Origin of the sequence: Nocardia cyriacigeorgica (assembly GCF_010858045.1) — a bacterium.
GTDB lineage: Bacteria > Actinomycetota > Actinomycetes > Mycobacteriales > Mycobacteriaceae > Nocardia > Nocardia cyriacigeorgica_E.
In genome coordinates this window covers 51901-73697 of sequence record NZ_JAAGVC010000008.1, presented here as the reverse complement: position 1 = coordinate 73697, position 21797 = coordinate 51901, and the positions used below count along the sequence as shown (strand labels likewise).

At 65.0% G+C, this 21797-nt stretch carries 21 protein-coding genes; 10 read left to right on the top strand and 11 right to left on the bottom strand.

The features are described 5' to 3' along the window. The first annotated feature begins 6 nt into the window (after positions 1–6). From GV790_RS10550 to GV790_RS10540, 3 genes are all read left to right on the top strand, one after another. Positions 7–567, top strand: a complete 561-nt coding sequence (locus GV790_RS10550) for a helix-turn-helix domain-containing protein (protein ID WP_163813107.1) — start codon at positions 7–9, stop codon at positions 565–567. 101 nt (positions 568–668) lie between these two features. Beyond that, a complete protein-coding gene (locus GV790_RS10545) occupies positions 669–1427 on the top strand; it encodes a class I SAM-dependent methyltransferase (protein ID WP_163813105.1) in 759 nt (252 codons plus the stop codon). Positions 1428–1909: 482 nt separating this feature from the next. After that, positions 1910–2398: a GNAT family N-acetyltransferase gene (locus GV790_RS10540; protein WP_163813103.1), complete on the top strand. Its 489-nt coding sequence runs from the start codon at positions 1910–1912 to the stop codon at positions 2396–2398. A gap of 107 nt (positions 2399–2505) precedes the next feature. On the opposite strand, the gene GV790_RS10535 is transcribed toward GV790_RS10540, so the two are convergent. From GV790_RS10535 to GV790_RS10500, 8 genes are all read right to left on the bottom strand, one after another. Next, positions 2506–2931, bottom strand: coding sequence for an SgcJ/EcaC family oxidoreductase (locus GV790_RS10535; protein WP_309138990.1), 426 nt, complete (start codon positions 2929–2931; stop codon positions 2506–2508). Positions 2932–3729: 798 nt separating this feature from the next. Beyond that, positions 3730–4548, bottom strand: coding sequence for a mycofactocin-coupled SDR family oxidoreductase (locus GV790_RS10530; protein ID WP_163813099.1), 819 nt, complete (start codon positions 4546–4548; stop codon positions 3730–3732). A 45-nt stretch (positions 4549–4593) separates the two neighbouring features. Further along, positions 4594–5781: a CaiB/BaiF CoA transferase family protein gene (locus GV790_RS10525; protein WP_163813097.1), complete on the bottom strand. Its 1188-nt coding sequence runs from the start codon at positions 5779–5781 to the stop codon at positions 4594–4596. A 92-nt stretch (positions 5782–5873) separates the two neighbouring features. Beyond that, on the bottom strand, positions 5874–7064 hold the full coding sequence (locus tag GV790_RS10520) for an acyl-CoA dehydrogenase family protein (RefSeq protein ID WP_163813095.1): 1191 nt from the start codon (positions 7062–7064) through the stop codon (positions 5874–5876). A 17-nt stretch (positions 7065–7081) separates the two neighbouring features. Next, positions 7082–7363, bottom strand: coding sequence for a DUF7508 domain-containing protein (locus GV790_RS10515; protein WP_163813092.1), 282 nt, complete (start codon positions 7361–7363; stop codon positions 7082–7084). Next, entirely contained in the window at positions 7360–9171 is a 1812-nt protein-coding gene (locus GV790_RS10510; protein ID WP_163813090.1) for an acyclic terpene utilization AtuA family protein, read from the bottom strand. Before GV790_RS10510 ends, GV790_RS10515 begins: the two co-directional genes overlap by 4 nt. Further along, positions 9168–9623, bottom strand: coding sequence for a MaoC/PaaZ C-terminal domain-containing protein (locus tag GV790_RS10505; RefSeq protein ID WP_163813088.1), 456 nt, complete (start codon positions 9621–9623; stop codon positions 9168–9170). The genes GV790_RS10510 and GV790_RS10505 overlap by 4 nt, the downstream gene beginning before the upstream one ends. Beyond that, positions 9620–10180: an FAS1-like dehydratase domain-containing protein gene (locus tag GV790_RS10500; RefSeq protein ID WP_163813085.1), complete on the bottom strand. Its 561-nt coding sequence runs from the start codon at positions 10178–10180 to the stop codon at positions 9620–9622. The genes GV790_RS10505 and GV790_RS10500 overlap by 4 nt, the downstream gene beginning before the upstream one ends. 392 nt (positions 10181–10572) lie before the next feature. Between GV790_RS10500 and GV790_RS10495 the strand changes: the two genes are divergently transcribed. Genes GV790_RS10495 through GV790_RS10480 form a run of 4 tightly spaced genes read left to right on the top strand, consistent with a single transcriptional unit; the run spans position 10573 to position 14663 of the window. Then, positions 10573–11553 carry an alpha/beta hydrolase gene (locus GV790_RS10495; RefSeq protein WP_163813083.1) on the top strand — a complete coding sequence of 327 codons (981 nt, stop codon included), beginning with the start codon at positions 10573–10575 and terminating at the stop codon, positions 11551–11553. Continuing rightward, positions 11550–12299 carry an SDR family NAD(P)-dependent oxidoreductase gene (locus tag GV790_RS10490; protein WP_163813081.1) on the top strand — a complete coding sequence of 250 codons (750 nt, stop codon included), beginning with the start codon at positions 11550–11552 and terminating at the stop codon, positions 12297–12299. Before GV790_RS10495 ends, GV790_RS10490 begins: the two co-directional genes overlap by 4 nt. Positions 12300–12333: 34 nt before the next feature. Beyond that, positions 12334–14253 (top strand): flavin-containing monooxygenase, encoded by a 1920-nt coding sequence (locus GV790_RS10485; RefSeq protein ID WP_163813079.1) that lies wholly within the window; start codon positions 12334–12336, stop codon positions 14251–14253. Then, positions 14250–14663: a nuclear transport factor 2 family protein gene (locus tag GV790_RS10480; protein WP_163813077.1), complete on the top strand. Its 414-nt coding sequence runs from the start codon at positions 14250–14252 to the stop codon at positions 14661–14663. Before GV790_RS10485 ends, GV790_RS10480 begins: the two co-directional genes overlap by 4 nt. A 388-nt stretch (positions 14664–15051) precedes the next feature. On the opposite strand, the gene GV790_RS10475 is transcribed toward GV790_RS10480, so the two are convergent. Next, positions 15052–15828 carry an SDR family NAD(P)-dependent oxidoreductase gene (locus tag GV790_RS10475; protein WP_163813075.1) on the bottom strand — a complete coding sequence of 259 codons (777 nt, stop codon included), beginning with the start codon at positions 15826–15828 and terminating at the stop codon, positions 15052–15054. A gap of 113 nt (positions 15829–15941) precedes the next feature. Here GV790_RS10475 and GV790_RS10470 point away from each other — a divergent pair, with 113 nt between their 5' ends. Together GV790_RS10470 and GV790_RS10465 are read left to right on the top strand one after the other, a co-directional pair. Beyond that, a complete protein-coding gene (locus GV790_RS10470) occupies positions 15942–17153 on the top strand; it encodes an acetyl-CoA C-acetyltransferase (RefSeq protein ID WP_163813072.1) in 1212 nt (403 codons plus the stop codon). Between the two features lie 32 nt (positions 17154–17185). Then, positions 17186–19360: a 3-hydroxyacyl-CoA dehydrogenase NAD-binding domain-containing protein gene (locus tag GV790_RS10465; RefSeq protein ID WP_163813069.1), complete on the top strand. Its 2175-nt coding sequence runs from the start codon at positions 17186–17188 to the stop codon at positions 19358–19360. A gap of 234 nt (positions 19361–19594) precedes the next feature. Here GV790_RS10465 and GV790_RS10460 read toward each other — a convergent pair whose 3' ends face one another. Together GV790_RS10460 and GV790_RS10455 are read right to left on the bottom strand one after the other, a co-directional pair. Then, positions 19595–20056, bottom strand: a complete 462-nt coding sequence (locus GV790_RS10460) for a hypothetical protein (protein ID WP_256673191.1) — start codon at positions 20054–20056, stop codon at positions 19595–19597. A gap of 95 nt (positions 20057–20151) precedes the next feature. After that, a complete protein-coding gene (locus tag GV790_RS10455) occupies positions 20152–20448 on the bottom strand; it encodes a putative quinol monooxygenase (protein WP_163813067.1) in 297 nt (98 codons plus the stop codon). A 174-nt stretch (positions 20449–20622) separates the two neighbouring features. Between GV790_RS10455 and GV790_RS10450 the strand changes: the two genes are divergently transcribed. Then, a complete protein-coding gene (locus GV790_RS10450; protein ID WP_163813065.1) occupies positions 20623–21795 on the top strand; it encodes a thiolase family protein in 1173 nt (390 codons plus the stop codon). Positions 21796–21797: the final 2 nt, after the last annotated feature.

Sequence of the window (21797 nt, the reverse complement as noted above, 5' to 3'; positions counted from 1 at the left end):
GCGCGGATGCCGCACCGGATCGAAGGCAGCGGGCGAATGCTGTTCTTCTACCTGGATGCGGACAGCGGCCGCATCGAGCGCGTGCGCAGCGCGATGCGGGACCGATCGACATCGGCCCCCGCCGAACACGGAGCTACGGCAAAGCTGATCGGCTACCTGACCGGTCCTGGCCGGCCCGATCCCGCCGATATCCGGCGAATCGTGCTCGGTGACCGCACGTCTTCACCCATCGACCACCGGATCCGACAGACGATGGAAACGCAACTCGCCGATCCCAGAGGAGCGCCGGCCGCGACGGTCGCGGCCGCCACGGCCGGATTGTCGGAATCCCGATTCCTGCACCTTTTCACAGCTCAGTCCGGCACCAGCTATCGTCGGTACCGGTTGTGGGCCCGGCTGCTGTATGTCGGGTCCGCTGTCGCCGAGGGCAAGGATCTGACCACCGCGGCCGCGGATGCCGGGTTCGCCTCGGCAAGCCATTTCAGTGACACATTCCGAGCCCTGTTCGGGCTCACCGCGACAGCCGTCCTGTCGCACGGCACCGAGATCATCACCATGACGCGGTGATCCCGACGCCAGGCACGGTTCGTGATTCCCGTCAACAGTCGAATGGACTCGTGGCAGCCATTTTTCGCGATTCGCGAGCGTGAAGAGTAAGGATTTTCGTCATGTCTTCGGATCTGTCGTCGAACCCAGCCGAACACACTCGCCGAATCAGGGCGGCCTATGACCGGTTGGCGCCGGTCTGGTCCGCGTCGACCGACGAGGGTCCCTTCAACGGAGGGTTGGAAAGACCCGCGCTACGCGAGCTTGTGCCTACTCCACTGAAGGGAGCCGTCATACTCGATGCCGGCTGTGGTTCCGGTGCCCAGTGCGAATGGTTTCTCGATGCCGGCGCCGAGGTGACCGGAATCGATATCAGCCCGAGAATGGTCGAGGAAGCCGAACGCCGCTGCGCCGGACGCGGCCGGTTCATGGTAGCCGACCTGGCAGAGCCTCTTCGGCTCCAAGCAGAATCGTTCGACGGAATCACCTGCTCGCTCGCCCTGCACTACGTTCGCGACTGGACTATTCCGCTTCGATCGTTCGCCGACGCGCTACGGCCTGGTGGCTGGCTCGTGCTCTCGCTGGATCATCCGTTCGGGCCGCCGCTACCCGATCAGCACGGCGGCTACTTCGCCACCGAGCTCGTCAGCGATACCTGGACCAAGAATGGAGTCGAAGTCACCCAACACTTCTGGCGCCGGCCTCTGTCGGCGGTCGTCACCGCCTTCGCGGGTGCCGGGTTCGTTGTCGACCGGATCGGTGAGCCGCAACCCAGCGCCGAGGCGCTCGAGCGGTGGCCCGACGAACTCGGTCCGGTAGCGGGAGTGCCGATGTTCATCGTGTACCGGCTCCTGAAGCGCCCGGCGATCGACCGGGCCTAGCGGTCTGCCTCACCGCTACAGCCCCGCCTGCCGGACCGAGTAGCCGAGGTCCGCGAGCCGAGCGAGCAGGTGCCTGAAGTTGGCTGCTTCTCCTGTGGGCAGGGCCGAGTGGAGGAAGTCGTCCTCCACCACCCTGACCTGTCGTGGACGCGGGGCTCGACACCTGCCCCGAGGCAGTCGACGACGCGGAAGTTTTCGCCTGCGTCCTCGCTCTTTCACAGCGCGGCCGACGAACGCTGACCGGTGCGGAACTCCACCCCGCAGGCCCGCAAGATGCGTGCTGAGGCAGTGCTGTACCCGGAGGCCACGGCCGTGCGCAGGCAATGAGCCCGGCCGCCGAGTCCATCGACTCGGCTGCCCCGCCATCGAGGAAGACACGTTCGACGCCTATCGCAGCAGGAGGCGCCGGGCATTCGAACACGCCGGACCATACCGAGGAGACGTGTATGGCCGGCGAATCCGATTTCGGGAAGGAACATTGCATGGAGATGCCGAAGGTGACAGTGCGGAAGATGTCGGAAGCGGAGTACCGGCAAGCTACCGAACAACGCGAATGCGAGGGCATTCGCGCGCTCACCCGGTTCATGGACGAGGATGAGGCACGAAATCGGGTGACGCAGGGTACCGCACACTTCCTTCCCGACGGACGCGACACTGAGGGCCATCATCTCCTCGTCGCAGAAAACGAATCCGGTGAGGTCGTCGGAAACGCATGGGTCGGCCCCGATCCCGAAGGCACCACCGGAACAGCCGAGTCGGCATGGCTGTACGACATCAACGTCGTCGAGTCCTACCGCCGCCGCGGCTACGGTTCGGCGATCCTCGCCGCCGTGGAGGATCTGGTCGCGGAAGAGGGCCGAACACGGCTGGGGCTCAATGTCGTCGGTGACAACTACACGGCGATCGCGCTCTACCGACGCAGCGGCTACCAGGTCGCATCGATGGTGATGGACAAACCGCTCGACAAGTAGTCGGTCGCGCTGCCCATCGGCATGCGGAAACCCTGCGGATCGTAACGCTCCTAGCCGGCGCGTCCCTACGACAATTGGCCGTCGCCGACCGGCTGGGCCGATCTGTTCTACCGTGGGGTGAAGTCGTCGAGACCGTTGACGCGCGTGTTGTGTGCAGCCCGAATAAGCCAGCGATCGTCTCGCCGTACCAGAATCATGGTGATCAGGCCATGGCGGTCCTCGGCTTTCTCGGTAGCGGGGATCCGGTGCTCCGGCCACTTCCAGCGGGTGTGGACCAGAACGACATCGGGCGCGATGTGCTGGATATCGAGGATGTCCTGGGAATAGTTGCGCTTCTGCGCGATCACCGTTTCGGGGACGTCCTCGTGACCATGCACGTTCTCCGCTCGTGAGCGCCACCAGAGTCCACGATGGGTGATGAAGTCGGAGTCCTCGGTGAACAGGTTGCCCCACTCGCGCATGTCGTGGCGCACCCAGAGATCTGTGTAGTCCGCGAGGAGTGCGCGGATCTGGGGTTCGGTATCTTGTTGCACCACTCGAGGGTCCTACCTCAACTTCCGTTGAGGTCAAGGGGTGACGAGCGACACCGTCTTCGGCGCTGCGAGAGGGGGAGCACACCTGCGAAGCATCCGCGTCCTCGGGGACATGCAGCGACACCGGTGCTTCCGGCCGCCGCCTTCGCGCGCATATCAAGGCGGGCGTCGAACTGATGAACGCCCCTTCACTCACAAGAGTCATCCGAACCCACGGTTTGCTGCGCACCAGCGAAAAATCAGACACCGAAGGACATTCCGATGATGTGCTGACGGGCGGCCTGATCGCACTGCCTGCGTCTCGTGCTATCGGCCCCGTTCGGTCCTGACGACGCCGCAGATTCGCGAGTTGGACCCGAAGCACGAGGGCGGTCACCCGATGACACGCGATGAGATCTCTCGCCTCGCTGAAGCGTTGGGCGCGATGGCAACAATTCTGCGGAGGGCGGGCTACGCCCCAGCGGTTGGGCCCCGACACCGACTGCAGCGATTTCCCGGGCGAGGGGTCGGGGCGCGGGGCGACCCGCACCGGCTGGACGCGATGGCGACGGCATCGGTTGCAATCGCAACTAGGCGGTGCGCGAGCGAGCCACCTGGGGAAGGAGCACATATCTGGCCAGCTTTGCGACCCAGCCCTGGTGTGCCAGTCGGTTGCTGACCGCGCGCGGGAACACGTTATTGCAGTCGGACGCCTTCGGACGTCTCGCTCGACGAGATCCGCGGCCGGTCCGAAGTAGCGCTCGAGCTCATCGTCCGCACCCCGGGCATCGACACGTTCAGCTACTACGGTCTGCACCATTACCTGTTGGTGCAACCCGCGTCGACGGGAAGGTTGACTCCCGTGATGTAGCGAGCTTCATCCGACACCAGCCAGATAACCGCATTCGAGAGGTCACTGGGCTCGGTCAGCTGAACCGGCAGCGCATTTTTCATGATCTCGCCCATCATCGAGTACTTTTCGAATAGGGCATCGGACGCTGCGTTGACCGTCATCGGAGTATTCACCGCCGTTGGGTGTACTGCATTGACCCGAATATTGTACTCGGCAAGCGAATTGGCGAACATTCGAGTAAGGCCGACCACGCCGTGCTTGGCTGCCGTGTAGCCCTCGAATCCTGCTCGTAAGAGGCCGAAACCCTTGAGCCCGGCGGTCGATCCGGTCAGCACGATCGATCCCGGACGGCCGGACTCGATCATGATCGGAGTGGCCGCGCGGATCGTGTTCCACACTCCCGTGAGATTCACATCCACCACATCGCGGAAGGATCGAATCGGATCTGGTTCGTCGACACTGAGCACCGAGATACCTGCATTCGCACACACCACATCGATGTGGCCGAACTCATCCACGCCCGCCTGCAAAACGGTCCGCAGGGCATTCTGGTCCCGAACGTCCGCTTGCCTGGCGACGATTCGCCGACCCGCGGCCTCTACCTGTTTCACAGTCAGCTCCAGGTCCTCAGGCGTGGCCATCGGATAGGGCACGGTAGGAATTTGGTCGCAGATGTCGACCGCGATGATGTCCGCACCTTCCTCGGCCATTCTGACCGCATGTGAACGACCTTGTCCCCGAGCGGCACCCGTGATGAATGCGACTTTTCCGTCGAGTCGACCCATTTTCTCTTCCCTTCGATTCAGTGGACGGTGAACGGCGATGTGCTGTCAGATCACCCCGTCACGCCGCAGGCGCCCGAGCGTCTCGGTATCGATGCCGAGTCGTTCGCGCAGGACATCGTCGGTGTCCTGACCCAGCCGCGGTGCCTCGCCCGGACTGTCCTGCACGGAAACGTCGCCGACCCGCACCGGTGAGCCGAACACCCACTGCTGGTTTCCGCCGCGGGTGGTCACCGGCGCCAGCATGCCGCGCTCGCGCAGGTGCGGGTCGTCGAAGAGGCTCTTCAGCGAGCGGACGGGAGCGCAGGGCACGCCGGCTTCTTCCAAGAGCGCGACGGCCTTGTCGGTCGAGTGCTGGGACGTCCACCCCTGCAGGTAGTCGTCTACGTCGTCGATCCACTGAACCCGCGCCTCGTTGGAGGTGAAACGCGGATCCGCATCGAGTTCGGGACGCCCCATCAGCCCGCATAGTGCGGTCCAGTGCCGGTCGCTGATCCCGAGTACGGCCACCCAGCCGTCCATGGTCGGATAGACGTTGTACGGCGCGACGCCGAGTCCGCCGTGCCGATTGCCGGTGCGTTCCGGAGCGGTGCCGTCGCTGTCGAGGTAGCCCGAGAGATTGGATGTCAGGCTCGGGAGAACGGCGTCCTGCATGGATACCTCGACCCGGGTACCGACGCCGGTCCGGTCACGCTCGACCAATGCGGCCAGTACGCCGGCTGCCAGATGGACACCACCCATGAAATCGGCGACCGCGATCCCGGACTTCACCGGCGGGCGGTCGGCGAAACCCGTCACCGCCATTACTCCGGTCGTCGCCTGAATGGTGAGGTCCATGGCCTTGAGGTGCGCGTTGGGTCCCGTGCTGCCGTACCCGGTGCCCGAGGCGTACACCAAGCGCGGGTTGATCTCGCGCAGGACGTCGTAGCTGAGACCGAGGCGGTTCATCGCCCCGGGCGCGTAGTTCTCGACCAGCACATCCGCATCGACGACGAGGCGTTTGAGAAGTTCACGTCCTCGCTCGGTCTTGAGGTCCAGGCGCACCCCGCGCTTGCCGGCATTCAGCAGTGCGAACGCGGCGGTCGGCTCCTCGGTCCGCCGCAACCGCACCGCCTCACCGCCGGGCGGCTCGATCTTGATGACGTCGGCACCCAAGCGTGCCAGCAGCATCGAGCAGTACGGTCCCAGGTATACCTGGCCGAGATCGAGAACTGTCACACCGGACAATGCGGCCATTGGTGCCACCCTTCGACTATTCGCGTGAATTTCGTGCCGGTCGTCTCGGTCGGGCAACCCTTGCGGCGTGTGCTGACCACTGCCGACCTCGCTCAGGACGTAGCAGTCAGGAAGAATTGGTATGGTTTGTCGAGCAAATCGCGGCCGATGAGCATCTTCTGCACCTCGTTCGGTCCCTCGCCGATCCGGCGGATCCGCAGCTCTCGATACCAGCGTTCCAGCGGCATCTCCTTGGCCATGCCCATGCCGCCGTGGATCTGCATCGACCGGTCGACCACCCGCGCGGCGGCCTCGGTCGCGACGAGCTTCGCCATCGCGGCGTTGGCCCGGAACGGGAGACCGGCATCCGCGCGGGACGCCGCCTCCAATACGAGCAGTGTGGCGGTGCGGATGTCTCTCTCGTTGTCGATGAGCATCCACTCGATGCCCTGGTGTTCGGCAAGCGTTTTGCCGAACACCGAACGGACCTTGGCGTATTCGATCGCCATCTCCTGGGCGCGGACGGCGACGCCGATGCAGCCTGCGCTGTACGGGATCCGGTTGGCTGTGAGCTTCTTGTTGGCCAACGCGAATCCGCGACCGACCTGCCCGAGTACGTTGCGGCCCGGCACCCGGACATCGGTGAACTGCAGTTCGCTGGCCTCGTGGCCGGTACGGATGGTCGGGATGACGCGCCGGACCTCGAATCCGGGAGAGTCCGTGTCGACGATGAAACAGGTGATGCCTGCCTTCGCGTCACCGTCGGCTTCGGTGCGAGCGAACACCAACGCGTAATCGGCATCGGCCCCAAGACTGATCCACATCTTGGAGCCGTTGATGATCCAGTCGCCACCGTCGCGGCGAGCCGAAGTCCTGATCGACCCGCGCGGGTCGCTGCCGCCCGAGGGCTCGGTCAAGGCGAAGCAACCGATTTTGTCACCGTTCAGCGTCGGCCAGAGATAGCGTTCTTTCTGGTCTTCGGTGGCATCGGTCAGCGCGGCCAGCGGCATCGGGCCGAATGCTTCGTAGCACGGCGTGTACAGCCCCGCGCGGTGCTGCGAGGTCTCGATGGCGATGAGACTGCGGGTGAAGACGTCGAGCCCGGGTCCACCGTGGTCCTCGTCGAGTTCGATGTTGTACAGGCCCATCTGGCGTACGCGGTCGCGCAGCCTGTCCCGCACCTCGGGCGCGATCCGGCTCGCGTCCGGGTCGAGGTCATGTTCGAGCGGCACGACCTCCGTGCGGACGAACTTGCGCACCATCTGGACGAGTTCGAGCTGCTCATCGGTGAGAACGAGTGACATTGCCAGGTCTCCCCTTGTCATGTCCGGTCCGCGGCAGCATGCGTGCGCCGCAGATCGTGATAGCGGTCGAGGTATTGGGCGTTGACCTCGTAGCGGAAAAGCAACGGCGCCGATGCCGACGCCAGACGGTCGCGGAGTTCGCCCCGTAGGCCGAAGAGCGCGCGGCCGCCGGCATAGCCGACTTCGATCACGCGGCCCGCCTCGTCGGCGAGTTCGTACACCCCTACCGATACCGGGCACTTCCGCACGGCCTCTGCGGTCAGCGGCGCCCACGGATGGCGGATCGACGCGGCGTTCATGCCGGTACCCCCGCCGCCCGCGCGAGCGCGGCCGCTTCGGCCTTCCGCGCCGCCACCGCCTCGTCGAGGACGCTCTCGGGCACGGTGACGGTGCGCGACCGCACGAATTCCCCGAGTCCTTTGGCCTGGGGATCGATCCTGGTCGTCGAGGCCACTCCGTCGTCGAGCAGCCCGCGGATCACGAAGTTGACCGCACGCAGGTTCGGAAGCTCGTATCGGTCGATGTGCAGATCCGCTGTCTCGGGCAACAGGTCCCGGAACCGGTCGATGGTGAGATACTCCCGCAGCCAGGCATGTCCGAGATCGCCGAGGGCGAACAGGCCGACATTGGCGTTTCCGCCCTTGTCTCCGGAACGCGCCCCGACCAGCTGACCGAGGTGCGCCCGGATGGTCTCCCCACCGAGATCGGTAGGTTCTTTCGTCATTTCCCGAGCCGGGGGGATCGGCGCGACCGGCGGATCGACGATGACCGTCGAGGTCCCGTCGGCGAAATTCACCGTGTGGCGCACCATTTCTCGGGGGATGAGCGTGGGCCAGTAGACCCCGTAGGCGCTGGTGGAGCGGCTGCTGTCCAGATCCGCCGCGAAACCGGCGTAGCTGGTGAGCGCAAGCGATGCCAGGGCGTCGAACAGCGGGCGTCCGAGCTTGTCCTGGTCCTGGTCCTTGATCGTGACGAGCAGTCGCGAGACGGCATCGGCGTTATGCGTGGCCGTCGGATCGGCGCGTAGCAGGGTCGTCTCCACCTCGTCGAAACAGTCCAGGCCTCCCAGCTCGTGGGACAGTCCGTCGAGGAACATCTGTGCCTTCAGATCCGCCTCGTCACCGGTGATCAGCACGGTCAGCGTCTGCTTGTATCCGCCGAGGTAGTTGACGCAGACTTTGAGCTCCGGCGGCGGCGGCGTGCCGCGGGTTCCGGTCACTGCGACTCGATCGGGCCCGACCTGCTCGACCGTGCAGGTGGTGAAATCCGCGGTCACATCCGGATTGGGGTACTGCGGGGCCGCGATCTCGTACAGCAATTGCGAGGTCACCGTGCCCACGGTGACGGCGCCACCGGTGCCTTCGTGCTTCGTGATGACCGATGATCCGTCCGGAAACATCTCCGCGATCGGGAATCCGATATGGCGCATATCCGGAATATCGGCCGAGAACGAGTAGTTGCCGCCGGTGGCCTGCCCGCTGCACTCGATGATATGGCCCGCCGCGACCGCGCCCGCCAATCGATCCCAATCATCGCGTGCCCAATCGAATGCCCACGCGGCCGGCCCGACCACCAGCGCCGCATCGGTCACGCGCGGACAGATCACCACATCCGCGCCCGCACCGAGCGCTTCGGCGATCCCCCACCCGCCGAGATATGCGTTGGCGGTCACGATCTCCTTGTCCAGGTCGCGCAGGGGCCGCCCGGTATCCAGGTGCGCGAAGGGCAGATCCGCGGTGGTGAGCTCGCGCAAGACGTCATCGCCGCTGACATACGCGATCGACGGGTTCAGCCCGAGCCGGCTCGACAGTTCACCCAGGCGTTCGGACAGCCCGGCGGGATTCAGTCCGCCGGCGTTCACGACCACCTTGATGCCGCGGTCGAGGCAGGTTCCCAACACCTCTTCCATGTGCGCGAGAAACGTTGTCGCGTATCCGGCATCCGGGTTGCGGCGGCGTGTCTTCCAGAGGATCATCATCGTGAGCTCCGCCAAATAGTCGCCGGTGAGCACATCGATCGGGCCGCCGTCGACCATCTCCCGGGCTCCGGAGATCCGGTCGCCGTAGAATCCGGAACAGTTCGCGATCCGCAGCATCTCTCGAGTCATTTCGTTCCTCCTGCGGCCCGTCGCGGAAGCCGGATGCGGGCGGTCCCGGGTGCGCACACCGCCCCGTCGCTCCCACGCACCTCTTCCACATCGATCAGGACGGTGCCCGTGCGGCCATCGTCGTCCGGCTCCAGCGCGGTGACCCGGCCGCGGCAGGTCAGCACGTCGCCGGGAACGGCATACCGGCGGACCGACATGTCGATCATCTCCACGGCGCCGGCCGGTCCGGCGACCTCGGTGCAGAATCGAGTCAGAAACGCGCCGTGCAGGTGCGACTGGACGAGCACGTCCGGGTAGCCTTCGGTGGCGGCGTAGTCCTTGTCGTAGTGGATGCGGTGCGGATTCCAGGTCACTGCGCTGTACCGGAAGAGCTGAACGTGGGTCGTGTGCTCCGTGGTCTCGGGCAGCTCATCGCCCACCGTGAGGTCCTCGAAGTAGAGTTGCGCGGTCATGCGTCCTCTCCGTTCCGCACCAGCACACTGCGCTCGCAGGACATCAGCAGGACGCCCGCGTCGGTGCGGTAGCCGTTGTGGTAGCGAACGACCAGCATCGGCCCACTTCGTGTCTGTCGTAGGTCGACGTCGACGAGGCGGGCAGTCACGATCACCCGATCTCCGGCCACGAGTGGTTCGTGGAACTCCATCCGCTCGCCGCCGCCCATGATGCGATAGCCGCTCGTCGGCACCCCCACTGTCGATTCGTCTACCGATGTCCCGTCGGGCCGAAGCTCTTCCACCGGCGCGCCCGCGGTCCAGTCGACGATCGAGGGCAGCAGATTCAGCGGGGCGACGACATCGCGGAACCCGTGTGCACGGGCAGCCTCGCTGTCGTAGTGGATCGGATCGGTCAGCCCCACTGCACGGGCGTAGCGCGAGATCGTCGATGCCGTGACCACGCCGAGGTCGTTCTCGGTCGGCTTATCGGCATAAGAGCGAATCTCACGCATCAGGGCTTCGTCGACCACACCCGGCGTCGACAGCATCGACGCCCGCGCATCCTTCGACGGCATACGACTCCCAGCACTCTCGGGGTTACGGACATGTATAGGTCTAAATATGTATAGGAATGTAAGGGTTGGTCGATGGTCGCGCAACCCGCGAGGTCGACTGCCCTGGGCGGCTGTTGACATGCGAGCAGGGGAGACCTAGGGTAGTTGAATCGATTAATCCTATAAAGGATAGGGTTTGGGATCACGGATCCGGGCGCTGCCTTTCTGCCTAGCGGCGAGCGGCGCACGCGCTGACGCTTGCGGTGTGCCGACCACGTCAAGAGCGCGCCTTGCGCCATCTGTGCACGGGCGAGTCGGCAGCAGGCCGGTTCGGCTGACGCATCGATGCGGATCCCGTTTCACATAGCGGTCATGAACATATGTCTGTCGCTCACCGACAACAGCATGGAGGGATGCGGGTGGAATCCACGCATGTCGAGAACGGCGCGATAGCCGGAGATGAGCCGGCGCCGCTCGTGCGCGCCCTGGCACTGATCACGAATTTCGCCCCGGGGCCGGATCCGACGCTCGCCGACACCCGGTCCGGATTCGAGCGCATGCTCGCCGGGCTGCCGGTCCCCGAGGGACTCGTCATCGTCGACGAGCCCCTCGGCGGCGTTCGCTGTCTCCGGGTTCGTGCGACCGCGTCGCCGACGGCAGCGATGCTGATGCTGCACAGTGGCGGGTATGTAATGGGTTCCGCGGATGGATACGTCGGTTTCGCCGGCGCGCTCGCGCACGCGACAGGAACCGAAGTTGTCGCGTGCGACTATCGCCTGGCGCCGGAGCACCCGTTCCCGGCCGCGCTGGACGATGCGCGCGCCGCATTCGACTCGTTGGCCGCGCAATACGGCGCGCAGAACGTCGTGGTGCTCGGCGACAGCGCGGGTGGCGGGTTGACGACCGGGCTGCTGATGTCGCTTCGCGACGCGGGTGTGGCCCCACCGGCCTGCGGTGTGGTGATCTGCCCGGAGCTCGACCTGACAGCCTCGTCGGCCGGGCAGCGGCCCCGCGACAGCGATCCTGTTGTGAAGCAGGCAAGCGTCCGCAGGAACGGCGGCAGGTATCTGGGTGGCCGCGATCCGCGCGCGACGCCCTACGCGTCACCGCACTTCGGCTCGGGCAACGACCTGCCGCCGCTCCTCATCGTCGTGACGGATACCGAGTTCTTCTACGACGAGGCCGTCGACCTGGCCGAGCGTGTCACCGCCGCGGGTGGCCAGGCCACATTGTCGGTGTATCCGGGCCTGTTCCATATTTGGCCGCTGTTCTGGTCATTCCTGCCCGAGGCCCAGCAGGCCGTCGACGAGATCGCCGACTTCGTCACGAGTCGACTGCCGGGTGCGCGCAGGCCATCGGAAGTCTGCGCCGGACTGATGAAAGCAGGAGAATGAACGACAACCGAAGCGGCGTCACCATCATCACCGGCGCCGCGGGGACGATCGGGTCCGCGGTGGCTGATGCCCTGGCCGATGATCTGGGTGCGCTTGTCCTGGTCGATCGGGACCCGGACGGCCTCGCGGCTGCGGCCGAAAAGCTGAGCGATCGTGTCGACATCGTCACGGTGGCGGCCGACGTCACGTCCGAAGCCGATGTCGCGCGGTACGTCGAGGTCGCGGGCAGCCATGGTGAGATCACCGGGTTCGTCAACAACGCCGGTATCGAGGGCTGGATCGGCCCACTCGCCGACTACCCGGGGCCGGCGTTCGACGCGGTGCTCGCCGTCAACGTCAAGGGCGTCTTTCTGGGCCTCAAACATGCACTGCGACGGATGAACTCGGGCGGTTCGGTGGTGAACATGGCGAGTACCGCCGGCCTGCGAGGCGGCGCCAACATGGCGGCTTACGTCGCGTCCAAGCATGCGGTGGTCGGACTGACTCGCGCCGCGGCGATGGAGGCGGCACGGGCGGGCATTCGGGTGAATGCGGTCTGTCCCGCCGGAGTGGAAGGCCGCATGATCGAGTCGATCCAGTCCTCGATGAGCGTCACCGCACCGGCCGGTGACGGCCTCAGCCAGAAACCGATGGATCGTCTGGCCCGTCCCGACGAAATCGCCGCGTCCGTGCGATTCCTCTTGTCGACCGACAGCAGTTTCATCACCGGCGAGACCCTTGCCGTCGACGGCGGCAGGACGGCCTGACATGACGTTCCCCGACCACACCCGCGAAGGCGCAATGACAATCGACCCAGTCGTCGGCGAGATCGACTTCGATCCGGAGGCGCTCCGCAGTAAGTACCGCGCGGAACGCGACCGCCGCATTCGATCCGACGGTAAGTCCCAATACACCCCACCCAAGGGCGATTACGCGCGGTTCGGTGCCGACCCGTGGACCGAACCCCTCACTCGCGAACCGATCGCCGAGCACAGTTCGGTGATCGTCGTCGGCGGCGGGTACGGCGGTCTGCTGATGGGCGCCCGGTTGTACGAAGCCGGTATCACCGACGTCCGCATCATCGAGGTCGGCGGCGATTTCGGCGGCGTCTGGTACTGGAACCGGTATCCGGGCGCCATGTGCGACATCGAGGCGCATACCTATCTCCCGCTCATCGAGGAACTCGGATGGATTCCGAAGCATCGATACGCGTACGCACCGGAAATGCGGGCGCTCAGCCGCAAGATCGGCGAGACGTACCACCTCTACGACAAGGCGTGCTTCCAGACGGTTGTGACATCGGCGCGCTGGGACGACACCGCCAACAGGTGGATGGTCACCACCGACCGCGGTGACAAGCTGACCTGCGACTTCTTCGTGGTCTCCTGCGGCCGGATGAGCATTCCGAAGTTCCCGAGTCTTCCGGGGGTCGACGAATACGCGGGCCACATCTTCCATACCAGCCGTTGGGATTACGACTACACCGGCGGCCGCGACGATGGACAGCTCACCGGCCTGGCCGAGAAGCGCGTCGGCGTCGTGGGCACCGGTGCGACCGCGCTGCAGGTGGTGCCTGCGGTGGCACCGCACGTGAAGGAGCTCGTCGTCTTCCAGCGCACACCATCCACCGTCGGCGTGCGCGGTCAGCGCGAGGTCGGATCGGATTGGGTCGACCGGTCGACACCGGGCTGGCAGCGGCGGCGACGCGACAACTTCCAGCTGCACATCCAGAACGCCACGACCCCGGGTTACGTGCCGCCGGCGGAGAATCTGGTTGCCGACGGTTGGACCGAGGCGTGCGCAGTGCTGGCCGAGCCGGAAGCAGTCACCGTTGCGCGGCTCGGCCGCAAGCCGACGCCCGAAGAACTCGACCTCATCACCGAGATGAACGACTTCCGCCTGATGAACCAGGCCAGGGCCCGGATTCGGGAGACGGTGAAGGACCCTGCCACCGCTGCGATTCTCGAACCGTGGTACCGATGGTGGTGCAAACGCGCAGGCTGGCACGACGAATATCTCGAAGCATTCAACCGCGACAACGTCCGCGTGGTCGACACCAATGGCCGCGGGATCGAGGCGTTCACGCGCACCGGCGTCGTGGTCGGCGGCACCGAGCACGAGATCGACTGCCTGATCATGGCGACCGGATTCGACGCACCGGATTCCTTCAAGCAGCTCACCGGCTTCGAGATCACCGGCAGTGATGGTCGCACGCTGAGCGAGCACTGGTCCGATGGTGTTCGTACCCTGCACGGCGTCGCTACCGATCAGTTCCCCAACCTGTTCTTCATGGGGGGCAACGCGCAGACGGCGGCGGCTCTCAACGCGGTGCACCTTCTCGACGAACACGCCCACTACATCTCCCGAGCCATCGTCGGAGCGACGCACGCCGCCGCGATCGTCGAGGCCGACTCCGATGCGGTCGATGCCTGGGTGAAGGTGATCGTCGATGCGCCGCAACAGGAGAGTCAGCTCGCCTTCCTCCAGGAATGCACCCCTGGCTACTTCAACGCCGAAGGGTCGGCCAAGAGCAGCGCCGAACTCTTCACAGGATTGCGCTATCCCGATGGACCGCTCGCCTACTTCGACATCCTGCGCAACTGGACGCTCGACGACCCGGAGTGTGGTTATCGTCTGACGGCCCGCCGGGACGTGCAGGTACTGCGGGGCAACGGAACGAAGGTAGCCGCTGCCGAGCCCACAGAAAGTGCCGCCCGATGAGCACACGCGACGAAATCCTCGAGCTCATCGCCTATTCCGCCTGGCTGTACGACACCAAGCAGGCCGACGAGCTGGCGGACCTGTATGCCGAGGACGGTAGCTTCACGACGATCGTGCAGGGCGGCAAGCAACAGTTCGGACCGACCGTGGGCCGCGAGGCACTGCGCGAGCGGTTCGTGGATCGGTTCGCGGTGCGCAGCGAGCCGCTGCGCCACGTCGTCACGAACACGTGGTTCAGAGAGGAGTCGGACGACAGGGTCGTGGCCGTCTCCAATCTCACCCTGTATGTGGTCGAGGAGAACGGCCCTCGCGTGCAGGCAACCGGTTTCTACATCGACACCTTCGTCAAGATCGGTACCGACTGGCGGTACGCGTCGAAGATGAGTCACCTGGATTCGCCCTTCCAGTAACGGGGTCGTCATCGAGACAGTGGTGGTTACCCCGCGTTCGAGGAACGCGGTAACCACCACGCATGCGCCGAGCTTCGGATTCGCCAGGGCCGACGGATCGGCCGCTGCGTCCGGCGCACACCGGTACAGCGCCCAGGAGGAACCTCGGTGGGGAGTCGCAGTAGCCGTGTGGCATGGCAGCATGCGAATGTTCGGCGTCGGTCAGAAATGGTCTTCGGACGTGTCCGACGCCGGCGGCGTCGACTCCTCGTCGTGGAGCGGCCGTGGCGAGAAGCTCAGGCGATGAGGTTCGAAGGGTGGATGCGCTCGAACCTCATCGCGGTGATCATGGGGACGTCGGCGGTACCGAGCCCGCGCCTGGGCGGCGCGGGCTGGTGACACTCGCGGACTACTTCGGTGGCATCCGGATGCCACCGTCGACACGAATCACTTCGGCATTCATGTACGAATTGGTGATCAGCTCCTGAACCATGGACGCGAGTTCGTCCGGCGAGCCCAAGCGCTTGGGGAACAGGACGCTTTCACCGACTTTCGCCTTGAAGGCATCCGCCTCCGGGCCGAAGCCCCAGATCGGTGTGTCGATCAAGCCGGGAGCGATGCAGTTGACGCGCACTCCGATGGCCGAGAGATCGCGCGCGACCGGCAGAGTCATGCCGACCACGCCGCCCTTCGCCGATGAATAGGAAGCCTGGCCGATCTGACCGTCGAAGGCTGCGACGCTGGCGAGGTTGACGATCGCTCCGCGCTCGCCGTTCTCATTCGGGGTGTTCCGGCTCATCGCCGTCGCCGCGAGACGGACCATGTCGAAAGTGCCGACCAGGTTGATCGCGACGATCCTCTTGTACAGGTCGAGGTCGTGGGCCGACGAGAACTCGCCGTCCTTACCGACCGTGCGCTGCGCCTTGCCGACGCCGGCGGAATTGACGGTGGCCCACAGTGGAGCGATATCCGTCGCGGTGTCGACCGCGGCCTTGATCTGCTCGGTGTCGGTGACGTCGACCGCCACGAACTTGCCGGCGATCTCCTTGGCGATCCGTTCGCCGTCCGCAGCGTTCACATCAGCGATCACGACGGTGGCGCCGAGGTTGGCGAGGCGACGGGCCGTGGCCTCGCCGATGCCCGAGGCGCCACCGGTGACGATTGCACTTGTTCCCTTGATGTCCATAACGGGGAGGATACAGGCTGATAGGTCATTAAGGTACAATCAGGTCTAATAGTTATAGGTATCGTGTGGGCTGCGGGTCGTACGTGACCATGGTTCGTGGGAAAGGAACATCAGTGCCTGAGCAAGCATTCATCTACGAGGCCGTTCGCACGCCTCGTGGCAAGCAGCGCGGCGGCGCGTTGCACAGTATGAAGCCGGTCGATCTGGTCTCGGGTCTGATCGACGAGGTCCTGGCCCGTCACGGCGGCCTCGACCCGGCTGACGTAGACGACGTCGTTCTCGGTGTCGTCACGCCGATCGGCGAGCAGGGTTCGGTGATCGCGCGCACCGCGGCCCTCAACAGTGGTCTCCAGGAGACCGTCCCCGGCACGCAGATCAACCGCTTCTGCGCATCGGGTCTGGAGGCCGTCAACCTGGCCTCGGCCAAGGTGGCATCCGGCTTCGACGACCTGGTTCTCGCCGGTGGTGTCGAGTCGATGTCGCGCGTCCCGATGGGCACCGACGGGGGAGCGCTCTTCGCCGACCCCGCCACCGCGTTCGACCACCACATCGTTCCGCAGGGCGTCAGTGCCGACCTGATCGCCACCATCGAGGGCTTCTCCCGCGAGGACGTCGACGCCTACGCGGCCGAATCCCAGAATCGCGCCGAGAAGGCCTGGGCCAGTGGCTACTTCGCCAAATCCATCGTGCCGGTCAAGGATATCAACGGCGTCACCATCCTCGACCACGACGAGCATCGCCGTCCGGGTTCGACCGTCGAGAGCCTCGGGAAGCTGAAACCTGCCTTCGCCGCCCTCGCGGACATGGCCGGCTTTGACGATGTCGCGCTGCAGAAGTACCCGAGCGTCGAGAAGATCAACCACGTCCACACCGGAGGCAACAGCTCCGGCATCGTCGACGGTTCGAGCCTCGTGCTCATCGGCAGCGAACAGGCGGGCGAGCGAAACGGGCTGACCCCGCGTGCCCGCGTCGTCACTTTCGCCCAGATCGGCAGCGAGCCCACCATCATGCTCACCGGCCCCACCCCGGCTACCGAGCTGGCGCTGAAGAAGGCCGGCCTGAGCGTCGACGACATCGACGTCTTCGAGCTGAACGAGGCGTTCGCGTCGGTCGTGCTGAAGTGGATGAAGGATCTGAAGATCCCGCACGAGAAGGTCAACGTCAACGGTGGCGCGATCGCCATGGGGCACCCGCTCGGCGCCACCGGCGCGATGATCTACGGCACCTGCCTCGACGAGCTCGAGCGCACCGGCGGCCGCTACGGCCTGATCACCCTCTGCGTCGGTGGCGGCATGGGCATCGCGACCATCATCGAGCGTCTCTGACCTCCCACTTCACCAGAAAGAACTCGAACACTATGAGTGACAACGTCATCAATTGGGAGAAGGATGCCGACGGCGTCGTCATCCTGACCATGGACGACCCCAACCAGGGCGCCAACACCATGAACCAGCGGTTCATGGACTCGACGGCGGCGGTCGTCGACCGCCTCGAGGCGGAGCGGGAGGAGATCACCGGCGTCATCATCACGTCGGCGAAGAAGACCTTCTTCGCCGGTGGCGACCTCAAGGACATGTCGAGCGACCACGGAGGCCTGTCCAAGGCGGAGATCGCCGCGATGATCGCCGAGACGACCAACGGCATGAAGAAGGTACTGCGCCGCCTCGAGACCCTGGGCAAACCCGTCGTCGCGGCCATCAACGGTGCCGCGCTGGGCGGTGGACTGGAGATCGCGCTGCACACCCACTATCGCATCGCGGCCGACGTCAAGGGTGTCCAGATCGGTCTGCCCGAGGCAAATCTCGGCCTGTTGCCGGGTGGCGGCGGGGTCGTCCGTACCGTTCGCCTGCTCGGTATCCACAACGCCCTCACCAAGGTCCTGTTCACGGGCCGGCGCTTCAACCCGACCGAGGCCAAGGAGACCGGGCTGATCCACGAGGTCGTCGGCTCCATCGAGGAACTGATCCCCGCCGCCAAGGCATGGATCAAGGAGAACCCCGAGGCCCAGCAGCCGTTCGACGTCAAGGGCTACAAGATCCCCGGTGGTGCCCCCACCGACCCGGCGTTCGCCGCGAACCTGCCTGCTCTGCCCGCCCTGCTGCGCAAGCAGATCAAGGGTGCCAACATGCCTGCTCCGCGCGCCATCCTTGCCGCCGCCGTCGAGGGTGCCTACGTCGACATCGACACCGCCGACATCATCGAGACCCGCTACTTCGTCTCGCTGGTCACCGGTCAGGTGGCGCAGAACATGATCAAGGCGTTCTTCTTCGATCTGCAGCACATCAAGAGCGGCGGCTCGCGGCCTGCGCGCTACGACAAGTTCACCGCCAAGAAGGTCGGCGTCATCGGCGCCGGAATGATGGGTGCGGCCATCGCCTACGTCTCGGCGAAGGCAGGCATCGAGGTCGTCCTCAAGGACATCGACCTCGCGGCCGCCGAGCGCGGTAAGGGATACTCGGAGACGCTCGAGGCGAAGGCTGTCGCCAAGGGCAAGACCACCCAGGAGAAGAGCGATGCGCTGCTCGCTCGCATCCACCCGACCGTCGACGCCGCCGACTTCAAGGGTGTCGATCTCGTCATCGAGGCCGCTTTCGAGTCGGTCGAGGTCAAGCACAAGGTGTTCCAGGAGATCGAGGACATCGTCGAGCCCGACGCCGTCCTGGGTTCCAACACCTCCACGCTGCCGATCACCATCCTCGCCGAGGGTGTGAAGCGCCCCGAGGACTTCATCGGCATCCACTTCTTCTCACCGGTCGACAAGATGCCGCTGGTCGAGATCATCAAGGGCGAGAAGACCTCGGACGCGGTGCTCGCCAAGGTGATCGACTACACCCTGCAGATCCGCAAGACCCCGATCGTGGTCAACGACAGCCGCGGCTTCTTCACCAGCCGTGTCATCGGCGCCTTCGTCAACGAGGCCATCGCGGCCGTCGGCGAAGGTATCGAGCCGGCGTTCATCGAGCGTGCGGGCACCCGGGCCGGGTACCCGGCCGCGCCGCTGCAGCTCATGGACGAGCTCACCTTGACCCTGCCGCAGAAGATCCGTAAGGAGACCGAGGCGGCGCTCGAGGCCGAGGGCAAGGAAATCCCCTACCACGGTTCGAACGCCGTGATCGACTGGATGATCGAGAACGGCCGCACCGCGAGGAAGGACGGCAAAGGCTTCTACGATTACGACGAGAACGGCAAGCGCACCCGGCTCTGGCCGGGTCTGCGGGAGCACTTCGAGTCGGGTTCCAAGGAGATTCCGTTCGAGGACATGAAGGAGCGCATGCTCTTCGGCGAAGCCATCGAGACCGTGAAGTGCTTCGACGAGGGTGTCCTCACCTCCGTCCCGGACGCCAATATCGGCTCGATCTATGGCATCGGCTTCCCTGCATGGACCGGTGGTGTCATCCAGTACATCAACGGATACGAGGGCGGCCTGCAGGGCTTCGTGGACCGCGCACGCGACCTGGCGTCGAAGTACGGCAAGCACTTCGAGCCGCCGGCTTCGCTGGTCGAGAAGGCCGCCAAGGGCGAGAAATACTGACCGACACGGTGCTGACCAGGATCAACACCTGGTCAGATAGCGCAAAACCAGCAATACGGGACAACTCCCACGCCTTTCGGCGTGGGAGTTGTCCTCTTCTGCGAGAGCCCGACCGGGTGGAGCAGCGTCTGCTGGTCGACGGCGCCCTCACCGTCGCAAACCTGTGGCCGAAGCGGGGTCGAACGACTGGTCAGGTGCTCGCCACAGAACGAAACGCGCGCACGGGTGTGCCGGTCACGTCAATGCCCGCGAAGCGATCCTCGGACGGGCACCACGAACATAAGCGAAGTTCAAACGCAGATACACGCCGTCGAACCACCCGTGGCATTCGGCAAACGACAACAATTCGCGGACCGCGTCGTGCCACACAGGACTGTCGCTCGCCGACTGCAGCCAGAACGCGTTGATATAGGCGGAGTTACCATCGACGTAGCCGATACCGCGCTGCCGTAAGCGCTCGCATGTGTCGGATTCGTTCACAGTGGTGCGGACATCGATGCGTCGAAGATCCGTCCAATCCCGGACACGGACCGTGTGTGCTTCGACGAGAATTTCCATGGGTGGCTCCGAGGTGATCCAGTGCTCGGTGATCAGCGGACGGACGATGACGTCGCTGGACCGACTGCACGATGCCGAATAGGTCACCGACAATGTGGCGAGCTGAAGCGAAGAGTTGGACCGCCGTTCGCTTTCCACGTAGTCGTAGATGCGAGTCTCGTGTTCCGCCAGAACCTGGTTCGGCGAAGGCTGCCGCGGAGAACGTCGTGTGCGGTGCTGGGTTCTCGTGCGTCTCAGATGCCGGCGCTGTAGTCGAATACCGTGATCGACGGGGGAGCGGCCATGAATTCGGCTATCTCGTCCAGGGCCCCGCTTTTGGCGCGCCACGCCAGGTAAGCCTTCTGGTCCTCGAGGCGAGCCCACTGCTCGACGAGTACGAGGTGAGCCGGGTCGTCGATGTTGCGCACCGCGCTCAACGACACGTGGCCTTCATATCCACGCGTGTCGGCGAGGATGCCCCGCAGATACGCGAGGCAGTCCTCTGTCCTGTCCGGCTTGGTGTGGCACTCGAGCAACACGAGCACAGTCATTCTGAACCTCAATCCTATATATGGTTGCACGCATACTAATCCACTTCGGATGCGCCCGGGAGTGAACGAATGCGTCGCGGAGGGCGCGGCTGATGGATCCTTGACACGATGTCGGAAGGATCTTACCGTACAGATCAATCATCTATCTGTTTGCGATTCTGGAGGATTTTTCCGATGCGAGACGCGGTGATCGTGGATGCGGTCCGTACCCCCATTGCCAAAGGCAAGCCCGGCGGTACGCTGTCGGGAATTCATCCGACCGACCTCTCGGCCCATGTGCTGACGGCGCTTGCCGAACGCACCGGCCTGGACCCGGCCCTGGTCGACGACGTGGTCTGGGGGTGTGTCACCCAGGTCGGCGACCAGTCCGGGTGCATCGGCCGGTTCGCCGTGCTGGCGGCAGGTTGGCCCGAGCACGTTCCCGGACTCACCATCGATCGACAGTGTGGATCTTCTCAGCAGGCTGTTCATCAGGCTGTGGCCGGCGTCATTTCGGGCCAGTACGACGTCGCGGTGGCCGGCGGCGTCGAGTTGATGTCACGGGTACCGATGGGTTCGGCCTCGGTCGACGAATCGTTCGGCCGTCCCGGCGGGCCCCTGGTCTCGGAGCGCTACAACCACGTCACCTTCAACCAGGGCATCGGTGCTGAATTGATCGCTGGGGACTTCGGACTCAGTCGTACCGAGCTCGATCAGCATGCGCTCGATTCTCACGAGCGAGCCGCAGCGGCGATCGACGAAGGCAGATTCAAGTCGCAGATCGTCCCCGTCGAGGTCACCGATGCCGAGGGCGCCCGCCGTGTCTTCGACACCGACGAAGGCGTCCGGCGGGGAGGCTCGCTGGAAACGCTGGGCAAGCTCGCGCCAGTATTCAAGTCCGACGGCGTCATCACCGCAGGCAACGCGTCGCAGATCTCCGACGGCGCAGCGGCGCTGCTCATCACCACCAGTGAGATCGCCGCACGTCATGGGTGGAATCCGATCGCCCGGTTCCATACCGGAACTGTCGTTGGCGCCGATCCGGTCAGGATGCTCACCGCCCCGATTCCGGCGACGCAGAAGGCGCTGAAGCGTGCCGGACTCGCGCTCGACGAGGTCGGGGTATACGAAATCAACGAGGCGTTCGCCTCGGTTTCGCTCGGCTGGCAGAAGCAGACCGGTGCGTCCTATGAGCGGCTCAATCCGAATGGGGGCGCCATGGCGTTGGGGCACCCGCTGGGCGCATCTGGTGTGCGCATCATGACCACCCTCGTGCATCACATGAAGGACAACGGGATTCGCTACGGCCTTCAGTCGATGTGTGAGGGCGGCGGCATGGCCAACGCTACGATCCTCGAGCTGCTCTGACG

Bases quoted from the DNA above. Each gene is read 5' to 3' on its own strand.
- GV790_RS10550 (WP_163813107.1), top strand. From the start codon at position 7: ATGCCGCACCGGATCGAAGGCAGCGGGCGAATGCTGTTCTTCTACCTG.
- GV790_RS10545 (WP_163813105.1), top strand. From the start codon at position 669: ATGTCTTCGGATCTGTCGTCGAACCCAGCCGAACACACTCGCCGAATC.
- GV790_RS10540 (WP_163813103.1), top strand. From the start codon at position 1,910: ATGGAGATGCCGAAGGTGACAGTGCGGAAGATGTCGGAAGCGGAGTAC.
- GV790_RS10530 (WP_163813099.1), bottom strand. From the start codon at position 4,548: ATGGGTCGACTCGACGGAAAAGTCGCATTCATCACGGGTGCCGCTCGG.
- GV790_RS10525 (WP_163813097.1), bottom strand. From the start codon at position 5,781: ATGGCCGCATTGTCCGGTGTGACAGTTCTCGATCTCGGCCAGGTATAC.
- GV790_RS10520 (WP_163813095.1), bottom strand. From the start codon at position 7,064: ATGTCACTCGTTCTCACCGATGAGCAGCTCGAACTCGTCCAGATGGTG.
- GV790_RS10515 (WP_163813092.1), bottom strand. From the start codon at position 7,363: ATGAACGCCGCGTCGATCCGCCATCCGTGGGCGCCGCTGACCGCAGAG.
- GV790_RS10510 (WP_163813090.1), bottom strand. From the start codon at position 9,171: ATGACTCGAGAGATGCTGCGGATCGCGAACTGTTCCGGATTCTACGGC.
- GV790_RS10505 (WP_163813088.1), bottom strand. From the start codon at position 9,623: ATGACCGCGCAACTCTACTTCGAGGACCTCACGGTGGGCGATGAGCTG.
- GV790_RS10500 (WP_163813085.1), bottom strand. From the start codon at position 10,180: ATGCCGTCGAAGGATGCGCGGGCGTCGATGCTGTCGACGCCGGGTGTG.
- GV790_RS10495 (WP_163813083.1), top strand. From the start codon at position 10,573: ATGCGGGTGGAATCCACGCATGTCGAGAACGGCGCGATAGCCGGAGAT.
- GV790_RS10490 (WP_163813081.1), top strand. From the start codon at position 11,550: ATGAACGACAACCGAAGCGGCGTCACCATCATCACCGGCGCCGCGGGG.
- GV790_RS10485 (WP_163813079.1), top strand. From the start codon at position 12,334: ATGACAATCGACCCAGTCGTCGGCGAGATCGACTTCGATCCGGAGGCG.
- GV790_RS10480 (WP_163813077.1), top strand. From the start codon at position 14,250: ATGAGCACACGCGACGAAATCCTCGAGCTCATCGCCTATTCCGCCTGG.
- GV790_RS10475 (WP_163813075.1), bottom strand. From the start codon at position 15,828: ATGGACATCAAGGGAACAAGTGCAATCGTCACCGGTGGCGCCTCGGGC.
- GV790_RS10465 (WP_163813069.1), top strand. From the start codon at position 17,186: ATGAGTGACAACGTCATCAATTGGGAGAAGGATGCCGACGGCGTCGTC.
- GV790_RS10455 (WP_163813067.1), bottom strand. From the start codon at position 20,448: ATGACTGTGCTCGTGTTGCTCGAGTGCCACACCAAGCCGGACAGGACA.
- GV790_RS10450 (WP_163813065.1), top strand. From the start codon at position 20,623: ATGCGAGACGCGGTGATCGTGGATGCGGTCCGTACCCCCATTGCCAAA.